This window comes from Chitinophaga barathri (assembly GCF_003807585.1).
In the GTDB taxonomy this organism is placed as follows: domain Bacteria; phylum Bacteroidota; class Bacteroidia; order Chitinophagales; family Chitinophagaceae; genus Chitinophaga; species Chitinophaga barathri.
The window spans coordinates 326,094-344,630 of sequence record NZ_RMBX01000008.1; the positions used below are offsets into that span (position 1 = coordinate 326,094).

Annotated in this window: 17 protein-coding genes; 9 read left to right on the forward strand and 8 right to left on the reverse strand. The window is 50.6% G+C overall.

The window, feature by feature from the left end:
• Positions 1-73: 73 nt before the first annotated feature.
• The 3 genes from fabG to lptB all read right to left on the reverse strand — a co-directional run bounded on the left by fabG (position 74) and on the right by lptB (position 3,200).
• Positions 74-823, reverse strand: coding sequence for a 3-oxoacyl-[acyl-carrier-protein] reductase (gene fabG, locus EG028_RS16495; protein ID WP_120517648.1), 750 nt, complete (start codon positions 821-823; stop codon positions 74-76).
• 62 nt (positions 824-885) lie between these two features.
• Positions 886-2,409, reverse strand: a complete 1,524-nt coding sequence (locus EG028_RS16500; RefSeq protein WP_120517649.1) for a GH3 auxin-responsive promoter family protein — start codon at positions 2,407-2,409, stop codon at positions 886-888.
• Positions 2,410-2,438: 29 nt separating this feature from the next.
• Positions 2,439-3,200, reverse strand: coding sequence for an LPS export ABC transporter ATP-binding protein (gene lptB, locus EG028_RS16505; RefSeq protein ID WP_120517650.1), 762 nt, complete (start codon positions 3,198-3,200; stop codon positions 2,439-2,441).
• A gap of 147 nt (positions 3,201-3,347) precedes the next feature.
• On the opposite strand from lptB, the gene EG028_RS16510 reads away from it, so the two are divergent.
• On the forward strand, positions 3,348-4,301 hold the full coding sequence (locus EG028_RS16510; protein WP_120517651.1) for a methylenetetrahydrofolate reductase: 954 nt from the start codon (positions 3,348-3,350) through the stop codon (positions 4,299-4,301).
• Positions 4,302-4,852: 551 nt separating this feature from the next.
• Here the strand turns inward: EG028_RS16510 and EG028_RS16515 are convergent.
• The 4 genes from EG028_RS16515 to EG028_RS16530 all read right to left on the reverse strand — a co-directional run bounded on the left by EG028_RS16515 (position 4,853) and on the right by EG028_RS16530 (position 8,806).
• Positions 4,853-5,566: a porin family protein gene (locus EG028_RS16515; protein ID WP_120517652.1), complete on the reverse strand. Its 714-nt coding sequence runs from the start codon at positions 5,564-5,566 to the stop codon at positions 4,853-4,855.
• Positions 5,567-5,901: 335 nt separating this feature from the next.
• Positions 5,902-6,525: a porin family protein gene (locus EG028_RS16520; protein ID WP_120517653.1), complete on the reverse strand. Its 624-nt coding sequence runs from the start codon at positions 6,523-6,525 to the stop codon at positions 5,902-5,904.
• 83 nt (positions 6,526-6,608) lie between these two features.
• Positions 6,609-7,307: a porin family protein gene (locus EG028_RS16525; RefSeq protein ID WP_120517654.1), complete on the reverse strand. Its 699-nt coding sequence runs from the start codon at positions 7,305-7,307 to the stop codon at positions 6,609-6,611.
• A 95-nt stretch (positions 7,308-7,402) separates the two neighbouring features.
• Entirely contained in the window at positions 7,403-8,806 is a 1,404-nt protein-coding gene (locus EG028_RS16530; protein WP_120517655.1) for a TlpA family protein disulfide reductase, read from the reverse strand.
• Between the two features lie 42 nt (positions 8,807-8,848).
• Between EG028_RS16530 and rlmD the strand changes: the two genes are divergently transcribed.
• From rlmD to EG028_RS16570, 8 genes are all read left to right on the forward strand, one after another.
• The gene (rlmD, locus tag EG028_RS16535; RefSeq protein ID WP_120517656.1) at positions 8,849-10,258 is read left to right on the forward strand and encodes a 23S rRNA (uracil(1939)-C(5))-methyltransferase RlmD; all 1,410 of its coding nucleotides are present in this window, start codon (positions 8,849-8,851) and stop codon (positions 10,256-10,258) included.
• A gap of 160 nt (positions 10,259-10,418) precedes the next feature.
• Positions 10,419-11,159: a rhomboid family intramembrane serine protease gene (locus EG028_RS16540; RefSeq protein ID WP_241559160.1), complete on the forward strand. Its 741-nt coding sequence runs from the start codon at positions 10,419-10,421 to the stop codon at positions 11,157-11,159.
• A gap of 16 nt (positions 11,160-11,175) precedes the next feature.
• Positions 11,176-12,150: a rhomboid family intramembrane serine protease gene (locus EG028_RS16545; protein ID WP_120517658.1), complete on the forward strand. Its 975-nt coding sequence runs from the start codon at positions 11,176-11,178 to the stop codon at positions 12,148-12,150.
• Positions 12,151-12,226: 76 nt separating this feature from the next.
• Entirely contained in the window at positions 12,227-13,315 is a 1,089-nt protein-coding gene (locus tag EG028_RS16550; RefSeq protein WP_120517659.1) for an endonuclease/exonuclease/phosphatase family protein, read from the forward strand.
• Positions 13,316-13,434: 119 nt separating this feature from the next.
• Entirely contained in the window at positions 13,435-14,550 is a 1,116-nt protein-coding gene (locus EG028_RS16555; protein WP_120517660.1) for an endonuclease/exonuclease/phosphatase family protein, read from the forward strand.
• A gap of 92 nt (positions 14,551-14,642) precedes the next feature.
• Positions 14,643-16,139, forward strand: coding sequence for a cysteine--tRNA ligase (cysS, locus tag EG028_RS16560; protein WP_120517661.1), 1,497 nt, complete (start codon positions 14,643-14,645; stop codon positions 16,137-16,139).
• Between the two features lie 3 nt (positions 16,140-16,142).
• Positions 16,143-17,102: a M28 family peptidase gene (locus EG028_RS16565; protein ID WP_120517662.1), complete on the forward strand. Its 960-nt coding sequence runs from the start codon at positions 16,143-16,145 to the stop codon at positions 17,100-17,102.
• A 2-nt stretch (positions 17,103-17,104) separates the two neighbouring features.
• Positions 17,105-17,713, forward strand: a complete 609-nt coding sequence (locus EG028_RS16570; protein WP_120517663.1) for a DNA-3-methyladenine glycosylase family protein — start codon at positions 17,105-17,107, stop codon at positions 17,711-17,713.
• Positions 17,714-17,725: 12 nt separating this feature from the next.
• Here the strand turns inward: EG028_RS16570 and EG028_RS16575 are convergent, their stop codons facing one another.
• On the reverse strand, positions 17,726-18,370 hold the full coding sequence (locus EG028_RS16575) for a hypothetical protein (protein ID WP_120517664.1): 645 nt from the start codon (positions 18,368-18,370) through the stop codon (positions 17,726-17,728).
• Positions 18,371-18,537: the final 167 nt, after the last annotated feature.

Sequence of the window (18,537 nt, forward strand, 5' to 3'; positions counted from 1 at the left end):
AATGTTAAAATCCTATTATAAAGAAGGCCATCTCAGATGAGATGGCCTTCTTTTATTTTCAGTCGAAAAAAGATCAGGTATTTAATCCACCGCAAACGCTGAGTACCTGGCCGGTTACGTAAGCGGACAGATCGGATGCGAGGAAGAGGCATACGTTCGCAATGTCTTCCGGGGAGCCGAATTTACCCAGGGGAATTTTGTCCAGGTAAACTTTAGCGCCTTCGCCGTCTTTCAGGTAATGGGTCATGTCCGTTTCCACGAAACCCGGGGCTACGGCATTCACACGGATGTTCCGGCTGCCTATTTCCTGGGCGATGGATTTGGAGAAACCGATGATACCGGCTTTGGAAGCGGCGTAGCTGCTCTGGCCGGCGTTGCCTTTCATACCGATGATAGAGCTCATGTTGATGATGCTGCCGCTTTTGGCTTTCATCATCGGGCGCATCACCAGTTTGGTCATATTGAACACACTTTTCAGGTTCACATCCATCACTTCATCCCATTGCTCCTGGCTCATGCGCAGCAGCAGGTTATCTTTTGAAATACCCGCGTTGTTCACACAGATATCTACTGTACCAAACTCTTTCACCACATCGTTCACCAGCGCTTCGCAGTCCTCAAATATGCCGGCATTGCTTTTGTAAGCTTTTGCTTTCACGCCTTTTTCGATCAGCCTGGCTTCCAGGGCTTTTGCTTTTTCATCCGAACTCACATAAGTAAAAGCAACATTGGCGCCTTCTTCTGCGAATTTCAGCGCAATAGCCTCACCAATTCCGCGGCTGGCTCCCGTTACGATGGCTACTTTGTTGTTAAGTAATTTCATTTTTGTCTGATAGGTTTTAGCTTTAGTATGATGGACGAAGTTAATAGAAATTATCCCTCCGCCTAGTGTTTTCCGACAAACCGGAGAATTTCCTCCAGTACATTCCTTTCGTTATTCAAACGCGGAACTTTATGCTGCCCGCCTAGTTTTCCTTTGCTTTTCAGCCATTCGGTGAAAGTGCCCTGCGCCATTACGTGAATGGTGGGGCGGCACAGCGCCATATCTTTATGGCGTTTGGCTTCATAATCCGAATTGATGGACTTCAGCGTTCCATCCAATACGGTAATGAACTGCTCCAGGTTGGCCGGCTGCTGTTCAAATTCGATCAGCCATTCATGGCCGCCGTTCCCGGTTTCGCTGAAGTAGATCGGCGCCGCGGTATAGTCATTCACGATCGCGCCGGTAGCTTCGCAGGCCTGCGCGATGGCTTTATCTGTATTGTCCACGATCAGCTCTTCGCCGAAAGCATTGATAAAAGATTTCGTCCTGCCGCTCACGCGTATGCGGTAAGGCGCCATGGACACGAATTGTATGGTATCGCCCACGAGGTAACGCCACAGGCCGCCGTTTGTACTGATGATGAGCGCGTAGTTTTTGCCGGCTTCCACTTCGTGGAGCTGCAGCGTGCGGGGGAATTCCTTGCCATATTCCTCCATGGGCATGAATTCGTAGAATATGCCATGGTTCAGGAACAGCAGCAGGCCTTCTTCGCCGATCACGTCCTGCGCGGCAAAAAATCCTTCGGATGCGTTGTAGGATTCCAGGTAATTCATACCCGGCTTGCGGATCAGGCGTTTGAACTGCTCGCGGTAAGGCGTGAAGCTCACCCCGCCGTGCATGTACACTTCGAGGTTGGGCCAGACTTCCGCGAGGTTGTCCGTGCCGGTCAGTTCAAATATACGTTTGATGAGCACGATGGTCCAGGTGGGCACACCGGCTATGGAAGTGACGTTTTCATGGATCACGGCCTGCGCCATGCGTTCGATCTTCTCTTCCCATTCGTCCATCAGGGCGATGGAAAGATCGGGGGTGCGTACGAGGTTGCCGTAAAAAGGCATGTTTTGCAGCATCACGGCGCTCAGGTCGCCAAAATAGCTGTCGCTGTCCGCGGACAGTTTATTCACCTGGTGGCTGCCGCCGATCACCAGCGATTTGCCGGTGAGCACGTCTGAGTCAGGGAAGTTGTTATAATAAAGGGAAAAAACGTCGCGGCCGGCGCGGTAGTGGCATTCATCAAGGCTTTCCACGGATACGGGGATGAACTTGCTTTTGTCTGCCGTGGTGCCGCTGCTTTTGGCGAACCATTTGATGGGTGTGTTCCAGATCACGTTCTGCTCGCCTTCCATCACGCGCTGGATATAAGGTTTGATGGATTCATAGTTGTGTACCGGCACCCTTTGTTTGAACTCGTCTACTTTAAAAATATTGGAAAAGCCGTACTGTTTGCCAAATTCGGTGTACTGGGCCGCGCTGAGCAGGTTTTGGAACACCTGCTGCTGAACCTGCAGCGGGTATTGCATAAAGTGCTCGATGCGCCCCATCCTTAATCTGGCTAGTTGTGACAGCGCTGGACTTAAAATCTTCATACCAGGTTTTAACTAGGGTTTGATAGTGATTATTGTTTAGCTGCTTCGTCCAGGTAATCTTTCCTGCGAAGAACGAAATTCTGGCCAAGATACACTTTTCTAACCTGTTCGTCTTCTGCCAGTTCTTCAGCGGTGCCGGCCTTGAGGATTTTGCCTTCAAACAATAAATACGCCCTGTCTGTGATGGAAAGGGTTTCCTGCACGTTATGGTCTGTGATGAGGATGCCGATATTACGGTATTTGAGTTTGGCTACGATGCCCTGGATATCTTCCACCGCAATGGGGTCGATGCCGGCAAAGGGCTCATCCAGCAGGATGAACTTCGGGTCTACGGCCAGGGCGCGGGCGATCTCCGTTCTGCGGCGTTCGCCGCCGCTGAGTACGTCCCCGGGGCTTTTCCGTACGTGCTGCAGGCGGAATTCGCTGAGCAACGTCTCCAGTTTTTCTTTTTGTTCCGCCTTTTTCAGCTTCGTCATTTCCAGCACGGCGGCAATATTGTCTTCCACGCTCAGTTTCCTGAATACGCTGGCTTCCTGCGGCAGGTAGCCTATCCCCATCTGCGCACGTTTGTACATAGGCAGCTTGGTAATATTCAGATCATTGAGGAAAACTTCCCCTTCGTCGGGCTTAATAAGACCTACCACCATGTAGAACGTGGTGGTTTTACCCGCCCCGTTGGGCCCCAGGAGGCCCACGATCTCACCCTGCGTAACCTCCACCGACACGTGATTTACCACGGTCCTGGTCCGGTAACGCTTAACCAGTTGCTGCGTATGTATTCTTAATGCCATAAGTTGAATCTTAGCAAAAATAATAAAATCGGCGAATGGACAACGGTTTCACCCGCTCAGATAAATTATTTTAACCATTTATTTGCTATTAGATAAATAGTAGGGGATATATTATTTTTGCGAGGTTTTCTAAAGATAACTCCATATATGAAAGTTACGGAACATATTAAGCAGGCACAGGGAACTTTAATCTCCTTCGAAATCCTGCCACCCCTGAAAGGTAAAAGCATTGAATCTATTTATGACCACCTGGACCCGCTGATGGAGTTCAAGCCTTCTTACATCAATGTGACCTATCACCGTAGCGAACATATGTTCAAGAAACGCGCGGATGGCTCATTCGACAAGGTGGAGATCCGCAAGCGCCCCGGTACCGTAGGCATTTGCGCCGCCATCATGAACCATTACCAGATCGACGCCGTGCCCCACCTCATCTGTGGCGGGTTTAGCAAGGAAGAGACGGAAAACGCCCTTATCGACCTCAATTTCCTCGGTATAGACAATGTACTGGTGCTGCGCGGGGATGCGCCCAAAAACGAGACCTTCTTTGAAGCTCATCCCAACGGCCACCGTTATGCGCAGGAGCTGCTTCAGCAGGTGCTGAACATGAATAACGGCATTTACCTGGAAGACGACCTGATGGGCGGTATCAAAACCAAGTTCTGCATCGGCGTGGCCGGCTATCCCGAAAAACACTTCGAAGCCCCCAACCTCCAGACAGATATGGCTTACCTCCGGAAAAAAGTAGAGGGCGGAGCCGATTATATCGTCACCCAGATGTTCTTCGACAACAAAAAATTCTTCGACTTCGTGGCAAAATGCCGCGAGAACGGTATCACTGTCCCCATTATCCCGGGCCTGAAACCGCTTACCACCCGTAAGCAGCTTACCATACTCCCCCGTACTTTCCATGTGGATATGCCGGAAGACCTGGCTACGGAAGTACTGAAATGCAAGACGGACAAGGACGTGGAAATTGTAGGCACCGAATGGCTGATACAGCAGTCCAAAGAACTGAAAGCCGCCGGCTCTCCCGTACTGCACTATTACACGCTGGGCAAACCGCATGTGATCCAGCAGGTGGTTTCCGCGGTGATCTAGGCATCTTTCCCGCAAACACATAAAAAAACCATTGCGTTGACACGCAATGGTATAATTTCCCTATAACTGTCACACCTTTGTTTAGAACTTATTGGTGATGTATTGCTGATATTATGACGCGGGTAAAATAACTTACCCCTATTGGCATCAAAAAAAAGCCGCCTCCAATAACGAGACGGCATTTTTTTGACGTTATATTTTGAACTCCCACGGCCCCGGTACTCTCATCATCTTAATTGCTTTTTACCTCCATCCTGACGCTGCGTCAACGGGGTTAGAACGCTTTTACCCCGCTTTTACACCCCTGTTACAGGGGGAAGAGAGGCCGGTAAGATAAAGGTTTGAGGGAGATAAGAGGCCGGCTAGAGGGGAGTTAAAGCCCCCTGGTAAGGACATATCAAAGCCATGCCCCGATAGAAGCAGAAAGTGGTGATGAAATTTCCTGAACCCCATCCTATACGATCGGTATAGGATCGCTATAAGATCGCTATAGGGTCACTATAGGAGAAGAAATGGTAAAATGGTATGAAGGCTGAAGTAAAAGGTAGTTATCAGTAATCTTCCCTGCTGAAAAGAAATCCGAGGGTGAGGCCCACATACCTGTTTTTGCTGGAAGTGAACTCGCTGCGGTCGTTGTCCGTCATGCCCAGGCTGTAGTTGGCTCCCAGCATCAGGCCGTTTTCGAATTCGTATCCTACCGCAAAGTTAGCCCCCGCATCCCAGGGATGCATTCTCAATACGGCGAGGTTGTCATTGTCTTTGCGGGTGAACTGTACGTCCTTTGAGTGTTTTGTGAGGGTGCGCCCGTCCTGCATGATGTTGTAAGTATAAGTGCCGTTCAGCCCCAGTGCGATGTAAGGGCCAAGGCCCGCGGTGATCCGGCCTTTTCCTAACGGGTATTTATACACGACGTTCAGCGGCATTTCCAGGTAATTCAGCCTGAGGCTGTTTCCCCGGGGCATATACACCCCGGAAAGCCCGGCTTTGGGATCGGTGGTTTCTTTCAGGCCCGTGCCTTTGGTGACGTAACGGAAACCGGGCTGGAAATAAAGACCGGGGGCAAGGGGAACGTTTATCAATAACTCCAGGTGCCAGCCATGAAACGTCTCCATAGAACTATGGGAACTGGCAAGATCTCCCGGCGCTTCGCCCGAAATATACATGTTTGATGCCGTATAGCCGGTACGGATACCCAGGCTGACCTGTGAAGATGCCGGGATAATACAGCCGAGTAAGACCACAAGCAACAAGGCAATAGTTCTCATAAAATGATTTTTTTACAGGGGATCCTTGAGCTATTGGAGAAAGCAACGGGGTATATTAAGCGCTCTTACACAATCAGTCTCTCGCATTCTTAAAATATGCGGCGCAAACATACTGCAAACTTCCTCAAATTCACAATCTGTTGGAAATGAAATGGTGGGATTCATCGGAAATTAACACTGAGCTGTCGGTATTCATGGATCACGGCGAGAAAATTAACATTGAAGTGTGCCGTATTGTTCATCCATGGGCATAAAAAAAACCGGCGGGAAATGCATTCAGGTTAACCTTTATGCATAACCCACCGGTCTATCCGATAGTTGCGATGAAATGCGGTTTATTGTCCGCCGAACTTATATCCTACGTTCACGCCAAAAGCGGTGTTCCGGAAGGAATTGTCGCTGTCCCCGTTGCCACGGAGGTTAATCAGGCCAAGGTCTGTGAACAAACCAAAGTTGAGGCCCATGGGCAGTTCATAACCTACCTGGAAGTTTGCACCGGCGTCAAATCTCTTTATTTCGTCGATTTCGTCTCCAAATTCAATGTCGTTCTCCACCAAATTGTTGCCTAACACGGTTTTATTTTTACCGCTTAAGCCGACAGCAAGGTAAGGTCCAAGGCCAATAAACAGGTTGCCGTTGCCCACTTCGGGTTTATACATGAAGTTGATGGGCAGCTCAAGGTAATTAATGCGGAGCCTGGTGTCAAAACCAAGTATTTCGTCCTTACCGCCTTTGCCGGTATACAACAGGCTCGGTTGGATGTAAAATTCATCTGCCAGCTGAAGATCCGCCGTAATACCGGCTCTGAATCCTGTCAGAAGATCACTGGTCTCCTTATCTCCGCCAACTTTTTCAGTATAACTTGACCAGCTGGGGCCTGCTACAATCCCGAATTTTGTCTGGGCAAACGTAGCGCCGGCAATCAGCAAGGCAGCAACGGATAAGAGTGCTTTTTTCATGTTCTGTTTTTGTTTTTAAAAATATATATATGCATTAGGATGAAATGGTGTCCCTATAAAAAACTCTCTTCGGGCAAAATTGTTTACTTCGTGCCTCCAAAAAGATAACCTACGGAGAAACTCCACACACGGTTTTTACTCTTGTCGTCACGGCTGTCGTCCGAACCGGAATACAGTTTACCGAAGCCCATACCATACTGTGCGGATACCAGGAAGTTGCTGAATTCAACACCGGCCAGCAGGTTGCCACCGTAGTCAAAACGTTTGTATTTGTCAAAACCCTGGTTGGGGTCGCCGGCGTTCAACGGGGTATCGTCATCCCATTTGATATTGGACTCCCCACTGGTGTGCACACCCGCGATAGTCGTTTCATACTTGTTTTTGCCGGCTACGCCAAATGCCGCATAGGGGCCTGCGCCAAGGAAGATCCTGGTGTTCTGCCCTACGGGGATTTTACCTACGAAGTTTACGGGAATTTCGATGTATTGGGGGTTAGTGGTTGTTTTGTAATAAACAGCACTGCCGGCTTCTCCTTCTTCTATCTTAGCCCCTTTGCCGGTATAAAATACCCCCGGCTGGATAGAGATTATTTCAGAAAGCGGAAAATCCGCGATAGCGCCTACATGGAAAGAATTTAAGGAGCGGCTGTTGTCTACACCGCCGCTGTTGGTGTTGGTAACATTAGCGATGTTCCAACCGCCTTTTACACCTACTCTGACCTGCGCCATTGCAGCTACGGATAAACCGATAGCCATACATGAGAGAACAATCTTTTTCGTCATAACCTTAGTTTTGGTGATGACGTACCAAATCCAAAGAACGTGCCAAAGGGCAAATTGACATTCCTATCATGTTGAAAATGAATAATTTGTAAGGGCTACTGCTGTGGTTTTCCGTTTAATTCACGTTGAAGGAATTCATCTAATTGTGTTACGCCAAGGCGTTTTGCGAGTATCTTTTTATGTTCATCCAGCAGATAAACTACCGGTGTGGCATACACATCGTAGAACTTGCGGTAATTGCTTTTGTACTCCGGGTCCCAGGCATGTATCCAGCCGTTGAGATGTTTTTCTTTGATGAACTTTGTCCACTCATCTTTGGTGCCGTCCGTCCTTACACCGTACATCACCACCCCTTTTTTCTTCCAGCTGGCGTTGAATGCGGAATCCAGTTTAGGCACCTCCGTGATACAATGCCCGCAGGTGGGGTCCCAGAACACCACTACGGTATATTTTGATTTGATATCGTACAGCGAGGCGCGTTTGGAGGCCGTGTCCTGCAATACCAGCTGCGCGGCCTGCTGCCCGATCAGGTTCGGCGCGATGGTCACCGCCCGCTCAACGATCTTGTTTTTCTGTTCTTCGCTCAGCCAGTAAGCGTCCCCTTTCATGTAATATTTCTCCACGAGGTGCACAAACACCGCGTCCATTCCCATGATGGAAGAGTTTTCATAATTACGCGTGATCCACCACAATACAAACTTGAAGCTTTCTTTGTCCTTTTTTGTTTTGGCGATAACCGCGTCCGCATCCACGATCGCGGAATCCGGCACGGGCGCCACCAGCTGGTTGAAGTACCGTTCCAGGCGGGTTTCCAGCACGGGCGTGCGCGCCAGCCTGCCATCCGCCAGGTTCACATCTTTCCAGTAATTGCTTTTATATACGCGGTAAGGGTAGGTGGAGTCAAGGGAGCCGTCCGCTTTTTTGGGCATATCTGGGATGACCGGCTCGCGCATGGCTTTGAAAATGCTTGCCAATAAGGATTGTGGTTGCTCCGTTACTACTTTGGCCCGGTACTCGTTCAATTGTTTGCTGAACGATTCCATGAGCGGCCGCACTTTGGCGGAATCTTCCGCGTTGCGGGCCTCGCCCAGCTTCTGCTGGATCTCCGCCGAGTTTTGGGCAATAAACTTATTATATGCGCTGAACATGGCATTGTCCGGCGAATTGCGGTATTCAGTGCCTGTGATCAGGTTCGCCGTATCGGCTACGATCGAAAAGGTCTGGATCTTATCAAGCAGTATTTCAAAATACCTTTGTTTGCCCGGCAATACGACCAGGTAAATCCCCCCGGGCTGGGTTTCAGGCCCTTTCAATACGGCTGTGCCGGCCGGGCTGAGCTGCGCGGAGTCCATCACATAGGTGGTTTTCCCCATATAATGACCCAGGTATACGGTTCCGCCGGTGTATCCTTTCAGCTGTACGGAGATATTATAACCCTGTCCATGCAGGGCGGAAGCGCCACCAAGGCAGCAAATAAGAAGATATAGCAGTTTTTGCATAGGTGCAATAAAAGTAACTAAAACCGTCCTACCTTTGCACCCGTGAGGAAAAAAAATGTTGTTCTGGAAAATGTGCCCGTAACCGCTTATGCTGCTGAAGGCAAGGCATTGGCGCGGGTAGACGGTAAAGTTGTTTTTATTGAAGGCGGCGTGGTGCCCGGCGATGTGGTGGACGTAAAGCTCAGTAAAAGTAAAAAAGACTGGGCCGAAGGCAAGGCCATCCGCATCCACACCCAATCTCCTGACCGTGTAACTCCATTCTGCGACCACTTCGGGCTGTGCGGAGGCTGTAAATGGCAGATGCTGCCGTATGAAAAACAGCTGGCTTACAAGCAGCAGCAGGTGGAAGATCATCTGCGCCGCATCGGTCACCTCGAGCTGCCTTCCATGCCCCCTATCCTGGGTGCGAAGGAAACAAGGCGCTACCGGAACAAACTCGAATTCACTTTCTCCAATAAAGCCTACCTGACGGACGAAGAAATACGCGCCGCCGGGGAAGACTGGCCCCGCCGCAACGCTTTGGGGTTTCACATACCCAAACTTTTCGATAAGGTGCTGGATATTCAAACCTGCCATTTGCAGGAAGAGCCGGCCAACCTTATTAAAAATACCATCCGCAGCTGGGCGGAAGCGCGCGGGCTGTCGTTCTTCGACATCCGGCAGCAAACGGGCTGGCTGCGCAACCTGGTGCTGCGCATCTGTACCACGGGCGAAGTAATGGTGAACCTGGTGATCCACCATGAAGATAAAGGAGAACGCGAAGCCCTGCTGAATCACCTGCTGGAAAAGGTTCCGGCCATCACTACCCTCCTTTACACCATCAATCCGAAAAAGAATGACAGTATCTTTGACCTGGAGCCCCGCGTGTTCTACGGGAAAGGCTATGTGGAGGAAAAACTGGAGGACTTTATCTTTAAAATAGGCCCCAAATCATTTTTCCAGACAAACACTTACCAGGGCGAGGCCCTGTACCGGATTACCCGGGAGTTTGCGGGGCTTACCGGTACGGAAACCGTGTATGACCTGTATTGCGGAACCGGCAGCATTGGTATATTTGTGAGCCGGCAGGCGGCCAAAGTGGTGGGGATAGAGCTCATCAGCGAGGCGATAGACGATGCCCGGGAGAATGCGGCGGCCAATGGCGTGAATAACGCCACGTTTTTTGCAGGGGATGTGATCAATATCTGCGACGATGCATTTTTTGCAACGCACGGCGCACCCGATGTGATCATTACAGATCCTCCCAGGGCGGGCATGCACGAAAAACTGACGGCAAAACTGCTGGAAGTGGCGGCACCCCGGATCGTATACGTATCGTGTAACCCGGCTACCCAGGCAAGAGATCTTGCCTTGCTGAACGAAAAATACACCGTGGAAAAAGTACAGGCAGTGGACATGTTCCCGCATACCCATCATATTGAAAATGTGGCGCTGCTGCAGCGCAGGTATTAAAAGCAGAGAAACGTAACAGTAACCATAACGATTAAGTACACACGCAATGAGTGAATTCAGGCCCGGGAGATTTGAGATGTTGCCCCTCGTGATCAAAAATCTCCTTATCATAAACGGATTGGTTTTCCTTGCACAGGTTTCTCTAAAACCTCTTCTGCAGGTGGACCTCGATGTAATGTTCGGCCTGCACTACTGGGGTTCCGATCTTTTCCGCCCGCATCAGATCATTACCCACCTGTTCATGCACGGCAGCTTTCCTCACCTGTTTTTTAACATGTTCGCCCTGTGGATGTTTGGCGCCACCCTCGAAAACCGATGGGGCCCTAAACGTTTCCTGATATTTTATATGGTCTGCGGCATTGGCGCGGCTTTGTGCCACCTGGGCGTACTGACTATTGACAATGTGCGGCTTACTTCGGCCATCCAGGATTTTAATGTGAATCCCTCGTTTGACAGTTTTGTGAAGATCTATGACAAATACGGGCTCGAGAATTTCACAATTACCGAAGGTGCAAAGGAATACCCGATGCAAAGCTTCCGGGATGCCTGGTCCGCCATGCCTCCCGAATCCGGCGACATGGTGTTCAGAGCCAGGCTGTACCTCTCCAATTTCGTGGAGCTGTACCGCAATATCCCTACAGTTGGAGCCTCGGGTGCGGTATTCGGTGTCTTATTCGCCTTTGGATACCTTTTTCCCAACAGCTACCTTTTTATTCTGCCCATTCCGTTCCCCATCAAAGCAAAATATTTTATCGGCGGATATATACTCATGGAGCTGTTCCTCGGGTTCAAAAACTCCAGCGGGGACAACGTGGCCCACTTTGCGCACCTGGGTGGCGTGTTATTTGCTTACATACTTTTGAAGATTTGGAACAAGCGGAACCGGCGGGATTTTTATTGAGCACAAAATCTTAAATTTGTATACAAACACCAGAACCATGGAAGTGGCCGAAAAAGAACGGATGCCCCGACTGTCTCTAGGGGAAGAGAGGAATATGGTTACCCAGCTACTGCTCCTGAACGTTACCGTATATATCCTGCTGTACTTTATCAAGATCATTTACCAGATGGAAGGTTTCACCATCGCGGATTTTGACAGAGACATCCTGCATAATACGGTAGTGTCAGCCCAGCCGATGACCCTCCTCACCAAACCGTGGACCCTGCTCACCGCCATGTTCACGCATACCGCATTCTGGGACATTTTCTCTAATATGGTGTGGCTTTACTGTTTCGGTTCGCTGTTACAGCAGTTTTCCGGCTTCCGGCTGGTAGTGCCTTTATATATTTTCGGCAGCCTTTGCGGTTATGTCTTTTATGTAACCGGCATGAACCTCGTGCCCGCCCTGAAACCCCTTGCCAGCGCAGGAGCCGGTATAATGGGCGCGGGAGCCGGCGTAATGGCCATCGCTATCGGCCTCACCACCCTGGCCCCCACCAACCGCGTATTCCCGCTTTTGCTGAAAGGCGGCATTCCCGTATGGATCATCACCCTTATTTATATCGGCCTTCACATCACCGCGGTGCTCACCGGCGGCGGCCGCATGACCTCGCTGATGTTCCTCCTGGGCGGCGCTTTCATGGGCTTTATGTTTATCGCCCAATACAAAAAAGGGCATAACTGGGCCATTGGCATCAACACTTTTTTCTTCAACATCTCCCATATTTTCCACTCAAAAGCCGATACCGCGAGTCTCCGCGAAGAAATGCTGGAATCGGACAAACAGGCCCGCAAGGCCAATCCCGTTCCTTATGTGAGAGTAGGGCATATTCCTGAACATAAGGTAAATGAACTGCTGGACAAGATCAATGAACAGGGATTCCAGAGCCTCAGCCCCGAGGAAAAGGAAACACTGATACGTGCCAGCAGGGAACAGGATACCGAGAATTAACCCGGTTTTCAAACAAAATCTCAGATCGTAGGAGTATATTAGCGTTTGTAAACGTCAATAGACCCCATTGAAACCCATGCCTGCTATACTCCGCCGTTTATTTCTGTATGGAAATGTGATCATCGCCGCCGGCCTGATCTGTTCGGCTTTTTTACCGATGGTAAATCCTGCTTCATTCTGGCCCGCCGGTTTTGCCGGGCTCGCTTTCCCGCTGTTGTGGGTGCTCTCCGTAATATTTATTCCCGGCTGGCTGATCGTCCGTAAAAAATACTGGCTGATCTCCGTGTTCGCCCTCATCGTTTCATTCAGGGGCATCGGCGTAACCTGGGGATTTAACCTGTTCAACACCGGCAAAACACACACCGCGCAATCTTTCACCGTCATGAGCTTCAACTCCAGCTCCATGGGGCTGCTGGGCTACAAGGAAACTCCCCGGGTGAGGGAACATATTTATCAAATTGTGCGGGAGGCCCGGCCGGATGTGCTTTGTATACAGGAATTTTACACGAATGAGCACCCGGACCAGCAGCCGCACCTGGAAAACATCCTCAGCAACGGTGCTTACCCTTATTATTATTTCGCCGAACACTATACTCAATGGACTACCTGGCATTACGGCACCGCCATTTTTTCCCGTTTCCCCATTATCGATACCGCGCGCATCGCCTTCAACGGGGGTTATAAAGGCAATGAAGATCTCCTGAAAGTGAAGCTGCTGGTACATGGGGACACGGTGCAGGTGCTTACCGGCCACCTTTCTTCCTACAGGCTGAACGGCAAAGACTACCAGGCCGTGGGCAGCCCAGACGGCGGAAAGATCAAATCCGTGATGGGTAAAATGCGCCGCAGCTTTGCCAACCGTGTGACCCAGGCGCAGATCATGGCCGCCGAGATCAGCAAGAGCCAATATCCCCTGGTGGTAACCGGCGATTTTAACGATATCCCCCTTTCCTACACTTACCGCACCATTCGCGGCAATGCGCTGCAGGATGCGTTCCTGGAGCAGGGCTCCGGATTCGGGAGGACGTTTTCCGCCCTTTCGCCCACCCTTCGCATAGACTACGTGCTTCCCGGCCGGGAGTTTGCCGTGGAAGACTTTTCGATCTTCCGCAAAAAAGGATTACAACACTTCCCCGTCATGGCGCGTTTATCACTGAAACATTGATTCGTCACACAATAAAACGAATTCAAATACAAAAACGGTTGTTCCACAACGAAGGTTTAAATTTATTAACGCGTTGTCTTTTAATGCGTTAAATTTATAGCGGCCAAATATCTTGTTTGTTGAAATTTTTACGACTTTTTACAAAAGGGTTTTTCCTTACGGTGAACATTGTTGTTGTTCTGTTTTTTCTCCTTGCCTGCCTGGTGCCTTTTATATCACCGGTGAGGTTCTGGCCGATCAGTTTCATTACCCTCGGGTTTCCTTTCCTGCTGATCGCGCTGCTGCTTTTTATGATATTCTGGCTGATCTTCCATCCGAAATACGCCCTCATTCCCCTGATCGCGCTGCTGCTGGGCTGGAAGTCCGTGTCCGCCTTTATTGCCCTGCGCTGGCCGTCCAACTGGGAAACGCAAAACAAACCCGAAGGCACCTTTAATGTCATGAGCTATAACGTAGCCCTGTTTGGCCTTTACGCCAAAAAAGACAGCAAACCCGTGCGCGAAGGCATTTTTAAACTGATCGAAGAACATCAGCCGGATGTGCTCTGCCTCCAGGACTTTTATACCTCGGAAAAACCGGGGGATTTTAATAACCGCGAAGACATCAGCCGGGTGATGGATATGCCGCACCGTTTTTTTTCCAGCGATTTTAACCGTGGCGGCAGCCAGCATTGGGGCACGATCATATTTTCCCGTTACACCATCCTGAAAGCGGACAAAGTAAAGCTCTCCTCCGGCCCGCTGGGCGAAAGCCTCATCTACGCGGACGTGCTCAAAGGGAAAGACACGGTGCGCATCGTGAATATGCACCTGGAATCTTACCGCTTCAACGCGCAGGACTATGAAAGCATCGAAAAGGTGAGGAAACGGGAAGATACCGGGCTGGTGGCGGCCAAAGGCATCATCTACAAAATGCGCGACGCATACATCCGCCGCAGCCGCCAGGCCAATATAGTAGCGGATTTCATCAGGACCAGCCCACACCCCGTGATCGTCTGCGGGGATTTTAACGATACGCCCGCATCTTACACCTACTTCACCGTAAAAGGCAACCTCCAGGACGCCTTCCTCCAAAAAGGCAGCGGTATCGGGCGCACTTTCTCCGGCATTTCACCTACACTGCGGATAGATTACATTTTCGCGGACAAGGCCTTTACCGTAAAAGGTTTCCGAACGATCCATTCCGGCCTCAGCGACCATTATCCCGTCATCACGAACCTGCGGCTAAACCGCTGACAGCCGCCATTCGTAAATTGTGTGCTCCTTTTGACTAAAAAATTCGAAATTAGGGTGATAAAATCCGAAATTCGCCGATCGAACCAATTGATATGTCAGAACAGCTAAAACTACACAATACCCTAAGCCGACAAAAAGAAGTATTCACTCCGTTATATCCCGGGCATGTGGGCATGTACGTGTGCGGACCCACTGTATCCGGCGAATCGCACCTGGGGCATGCCAGGCCGTTCATCACCTTCGACGTGCTGTTCCGCTACCTGCTGCATCTTGGTTATAAAGTGCGTTATGTGCGCAACATCACCGATGCGGGCCATTTTGAAGAAGAAGGCCGCGCCGCGGAAGACAAGATCGCCAAAGGCGCGCTGCTCGAAAAACTGGAGCCGATGGAGCTGGTGCAGAAATACACCAATCTCTACCATTGGGCCATGGAGCAGTTCAACACCCTCAAACCCAGCATAGAGCCCACCGCTACCGGCCACATCGTGGAGCAGATCGAAATGATCAAAAAGATCATGGCGGACGGTTATGCATATGAGGCAAACGGTTCCGTTTACTTCGACGTAAAAAAATATTCCGAAAATCATCATTATGGTATCCTCAGCGGCCGCGTGATCGAAGATCAGCTGGAAACCACCCGCGAGCTGGAAAACCAGGATGAAAAGAAAAATAAAGTAGACTTCGCGCTCTGGAAAAAAGCGCCGGCCGAGCACCTCATGCGCTGGCCCAGCCCCTGGGGCGAAGGTTTCCCCGGATGGCACATCGAGTGCTCCGCGATGAGCAGCAAATATCTCGGCAAACAATTCGACATCCACGGCGGCGGTATGGACCTCCAGTTCCCCCACCACGAATGCGAAATTGCCCAGAGCGAAATTGCCCACGGTGAAATGATGGCCCGTTACTGGGTGCACAACAACATGATCACCATCAACGGGAAAAAGATGGGCAAAAGTTATGGCAACGTGATCCGCCTCACGGAACTGTTCGCCGGCACCCATCCTTTACTAGAACAAGGCTACAGTCCCATGACCATCCGTTTCTTCATTCTCCAGACCCACTACCGGAGCACACTGGACTTCTCCAACGAAGCACTCCAGGCCGCGGAAAAAGGTCTTGCCCGCCTCTGGTACGCCTACGAAGTACTGGAAAAGCTCAGCTACAGCAGCAATGGCGCGGGCATCAACGAAGAGCTGGACAAACAGGTACAGGAATGGTGCCGCGATTGCGCCACCGCCATGAATGACGACCTCGGCACCGCCAAAGTGCTGGCCAATCTCTTTGAGCTTTCCCCCGTGATCAATTCCCTCCGCGGCGGCCAGATCAAAATGCACGAGATCAGCCAGGATACCTTTGACCTGCTGAAAACCACCTGGCACACCTACATGATCGACATACTGGGCCTTCAGCCTGAAAAACCGGAAGACAGCAACAAGCTGGACGGTGTATTGCAACTGCTGATAGACATCCGCAAGGAAGCCAAAGGCAAAAAGGATTACGCCACTTCAGACAAGATCAGGAACCAGCTGCTTTCCATCGGCATCCAGCTGAAAGATGAAAAGGACGGGACCGTCACATACGCCATTGAATAAATAATGCGGAAATACATTCTCTGGGCCGCCCTCGTGCTTACGGCCTGCAACAGCGGCAACAAACAACCCGCGGCCACGGACGCTGCTGAAAACAAACCAGTAGTTGCCGCGCCGGTATTTTCGGCGGACAGTGCTTATGCCTCCATCGAAAAACAGGTGGCGTTTGGCCCGCGCATACCCGGCACCAAGGCACAGACGGCTTGCGCCACATGGCTCATTTCCAGCCTGCGCCCCCTGGCGGATACCGTGTATGTACAACGCGTGAATGTGAATGCCGACGGTAAAAATCTCCCCTGCATCAATATCATCGCCTCCTTTAACCCTTCCGAAAAAAGGCGCATCCTGCTGCTGACCCATTGGGATACTCGGCCCGTTGCGGACAAGGACGCATTTGATAAAAAGAAGCCTTTTGACGGGGCGGACGATGGCGGCAGCGGCACAGCTGTGCTGCTGGAAGTTGCGCGCCACCTGAAGGCTAAAAAGCCCGGTTATGGCATAGATATCCTCTTCACGGATGTGGAGGATTACGGCGAGGATTATTGCATGGGTACCCAATATTGGGCGCGTACACCGCATGTGCCCGGTTATACCGCGTCTTACGGCATCCTGCTGGATATGGTCGGCGCGCGCAATGCCCGTTTTTACATGGAAGGCACTTCCCAGCAATACGCGGCCGCGCAGATGAAATTGTTTTGGGAAGTAGCGCACCAAAGCGGGTTTTCGGAATATTTCCGGTATGAAACGCCCGGCAACGGCCCCTCTTATATCGAAGACGATCACACTTACGTGAACAACATCCTGAAAGTACCCACTTTCGACATCATTGCCACCCGCCCCAGCGGCGAGCTGATGGAACATCATCACACTACGAACGACAATATTGCTGTAATAGACCGCCAGACGCTTACCGCCGTGGGCCAGCCTTTGCTGGGCCTGCTATATGGAGAACCTTTTAAATACTGATTATGACACCCCACGATGTGTATATCGCCCATCTCAGTAAAGACAAAAAGTTCAAAAACATTATCGCCGCGCCGCTGAGCGAGATACCCGTCAAAAAGAACATCGCGCTGAAACTGATCGCTTCCATCATGAGCCAGCAGCTGTCGGTAAAAGTGGCTGACGTGATCTACAAACGTTTCCTTCAATTATATGGTGGTAAAGAACCGCGCCCGCAGCAGATCCTGGATACCCCGGCCCCTACCCTCCGCTCCATCGGGCTTTCCAATGCCAAGGTGAGTTATGTGCACAACGTAGCCCGCTTCGTGGTGGAAGAAAAACTGACGGATACAAAACTGCGTAAGATGGAAGACGCCGAGGTGCTCACTTATCTCACACAGATCAAAGGCGTGGGCAGATGGACCGTGGAAATGCTGCTGATGTTTTATCTCGGCCGCGAAGATGTGTTTGCCATGGATGATCTTGGGCTTCAGCAGGCCATGACCAAACTCTATAAACTGGACCCCACCGATAAAAAAGCTTACCGTGCGAAACTCCAGTCGCTCTCCGCGCGCTGGTCGCCATACAGGTCACATGCCTGCCGGTACCTGTGGATGTGGAAAGATGCAAAATGATTTCCTCGGAAGTTATTTGATCGTGTAGGTTTTCAGATAGGTGGTATCCTCAAACCTGTCCACCTGTATCAGCCCCACTCCCTTTGCATAATAGTTGGTCGTGAGTGTTTCCGGCGGTAATATCGGCGGGACCGACACTTCCATACGAACGCCGATCACTTCGCTGAACTGCACGCCGAGTACGGTTTTACCCGTTCCTTTCTGAATAATGGTATAGGCGATGTTGATGTTCACATCACCAATAACGGGTAGGGTGACGGGCAGCAGCTCCGTCCAGGACTCGCCCAGCCGCATGTTATCTTTCAGGTAATCGGTCTTGATGGGATCGGCGGGTGCATTGGGGATGGCCGAAACATCCAGCAGCTGCTGGTAATTTCCGCCGCCGCATCGGAACAGGGAATATTCCCCGGTAAAATCATCGGTCAGTTTCCGGAAATCCTCGCCATTATACACCGTATCGCCCTCCACACGGAGCGTATAATCCAGCGTATCTCCCGTGGCCACATCCACCATCTCGTATTCAAACACAGAACCTGTTGTATACGGCGCATAATCGCAGGTGTTGCCTTTGAAAGGTTCCTCGAAGCTCGTTTCTTTTTTACAGGCGGCGAATATCAGTAACGAAATGACAAAGGCAGCCAGGGGTTTCCTTTTCATAGCCGGTGAATTCTGTATTCTAAGTTACCGGTTTTTAGCGTGAAATCTTTCCATAACCCGGGCAACCGCTCCTGATAGCATATTAATATTTTTTTATAAAGTGTCGGATTGACACTAGTTTGTTTAAAGGGCCGGGTACTTTGTACGCTTATTTTAGAAAATATTTA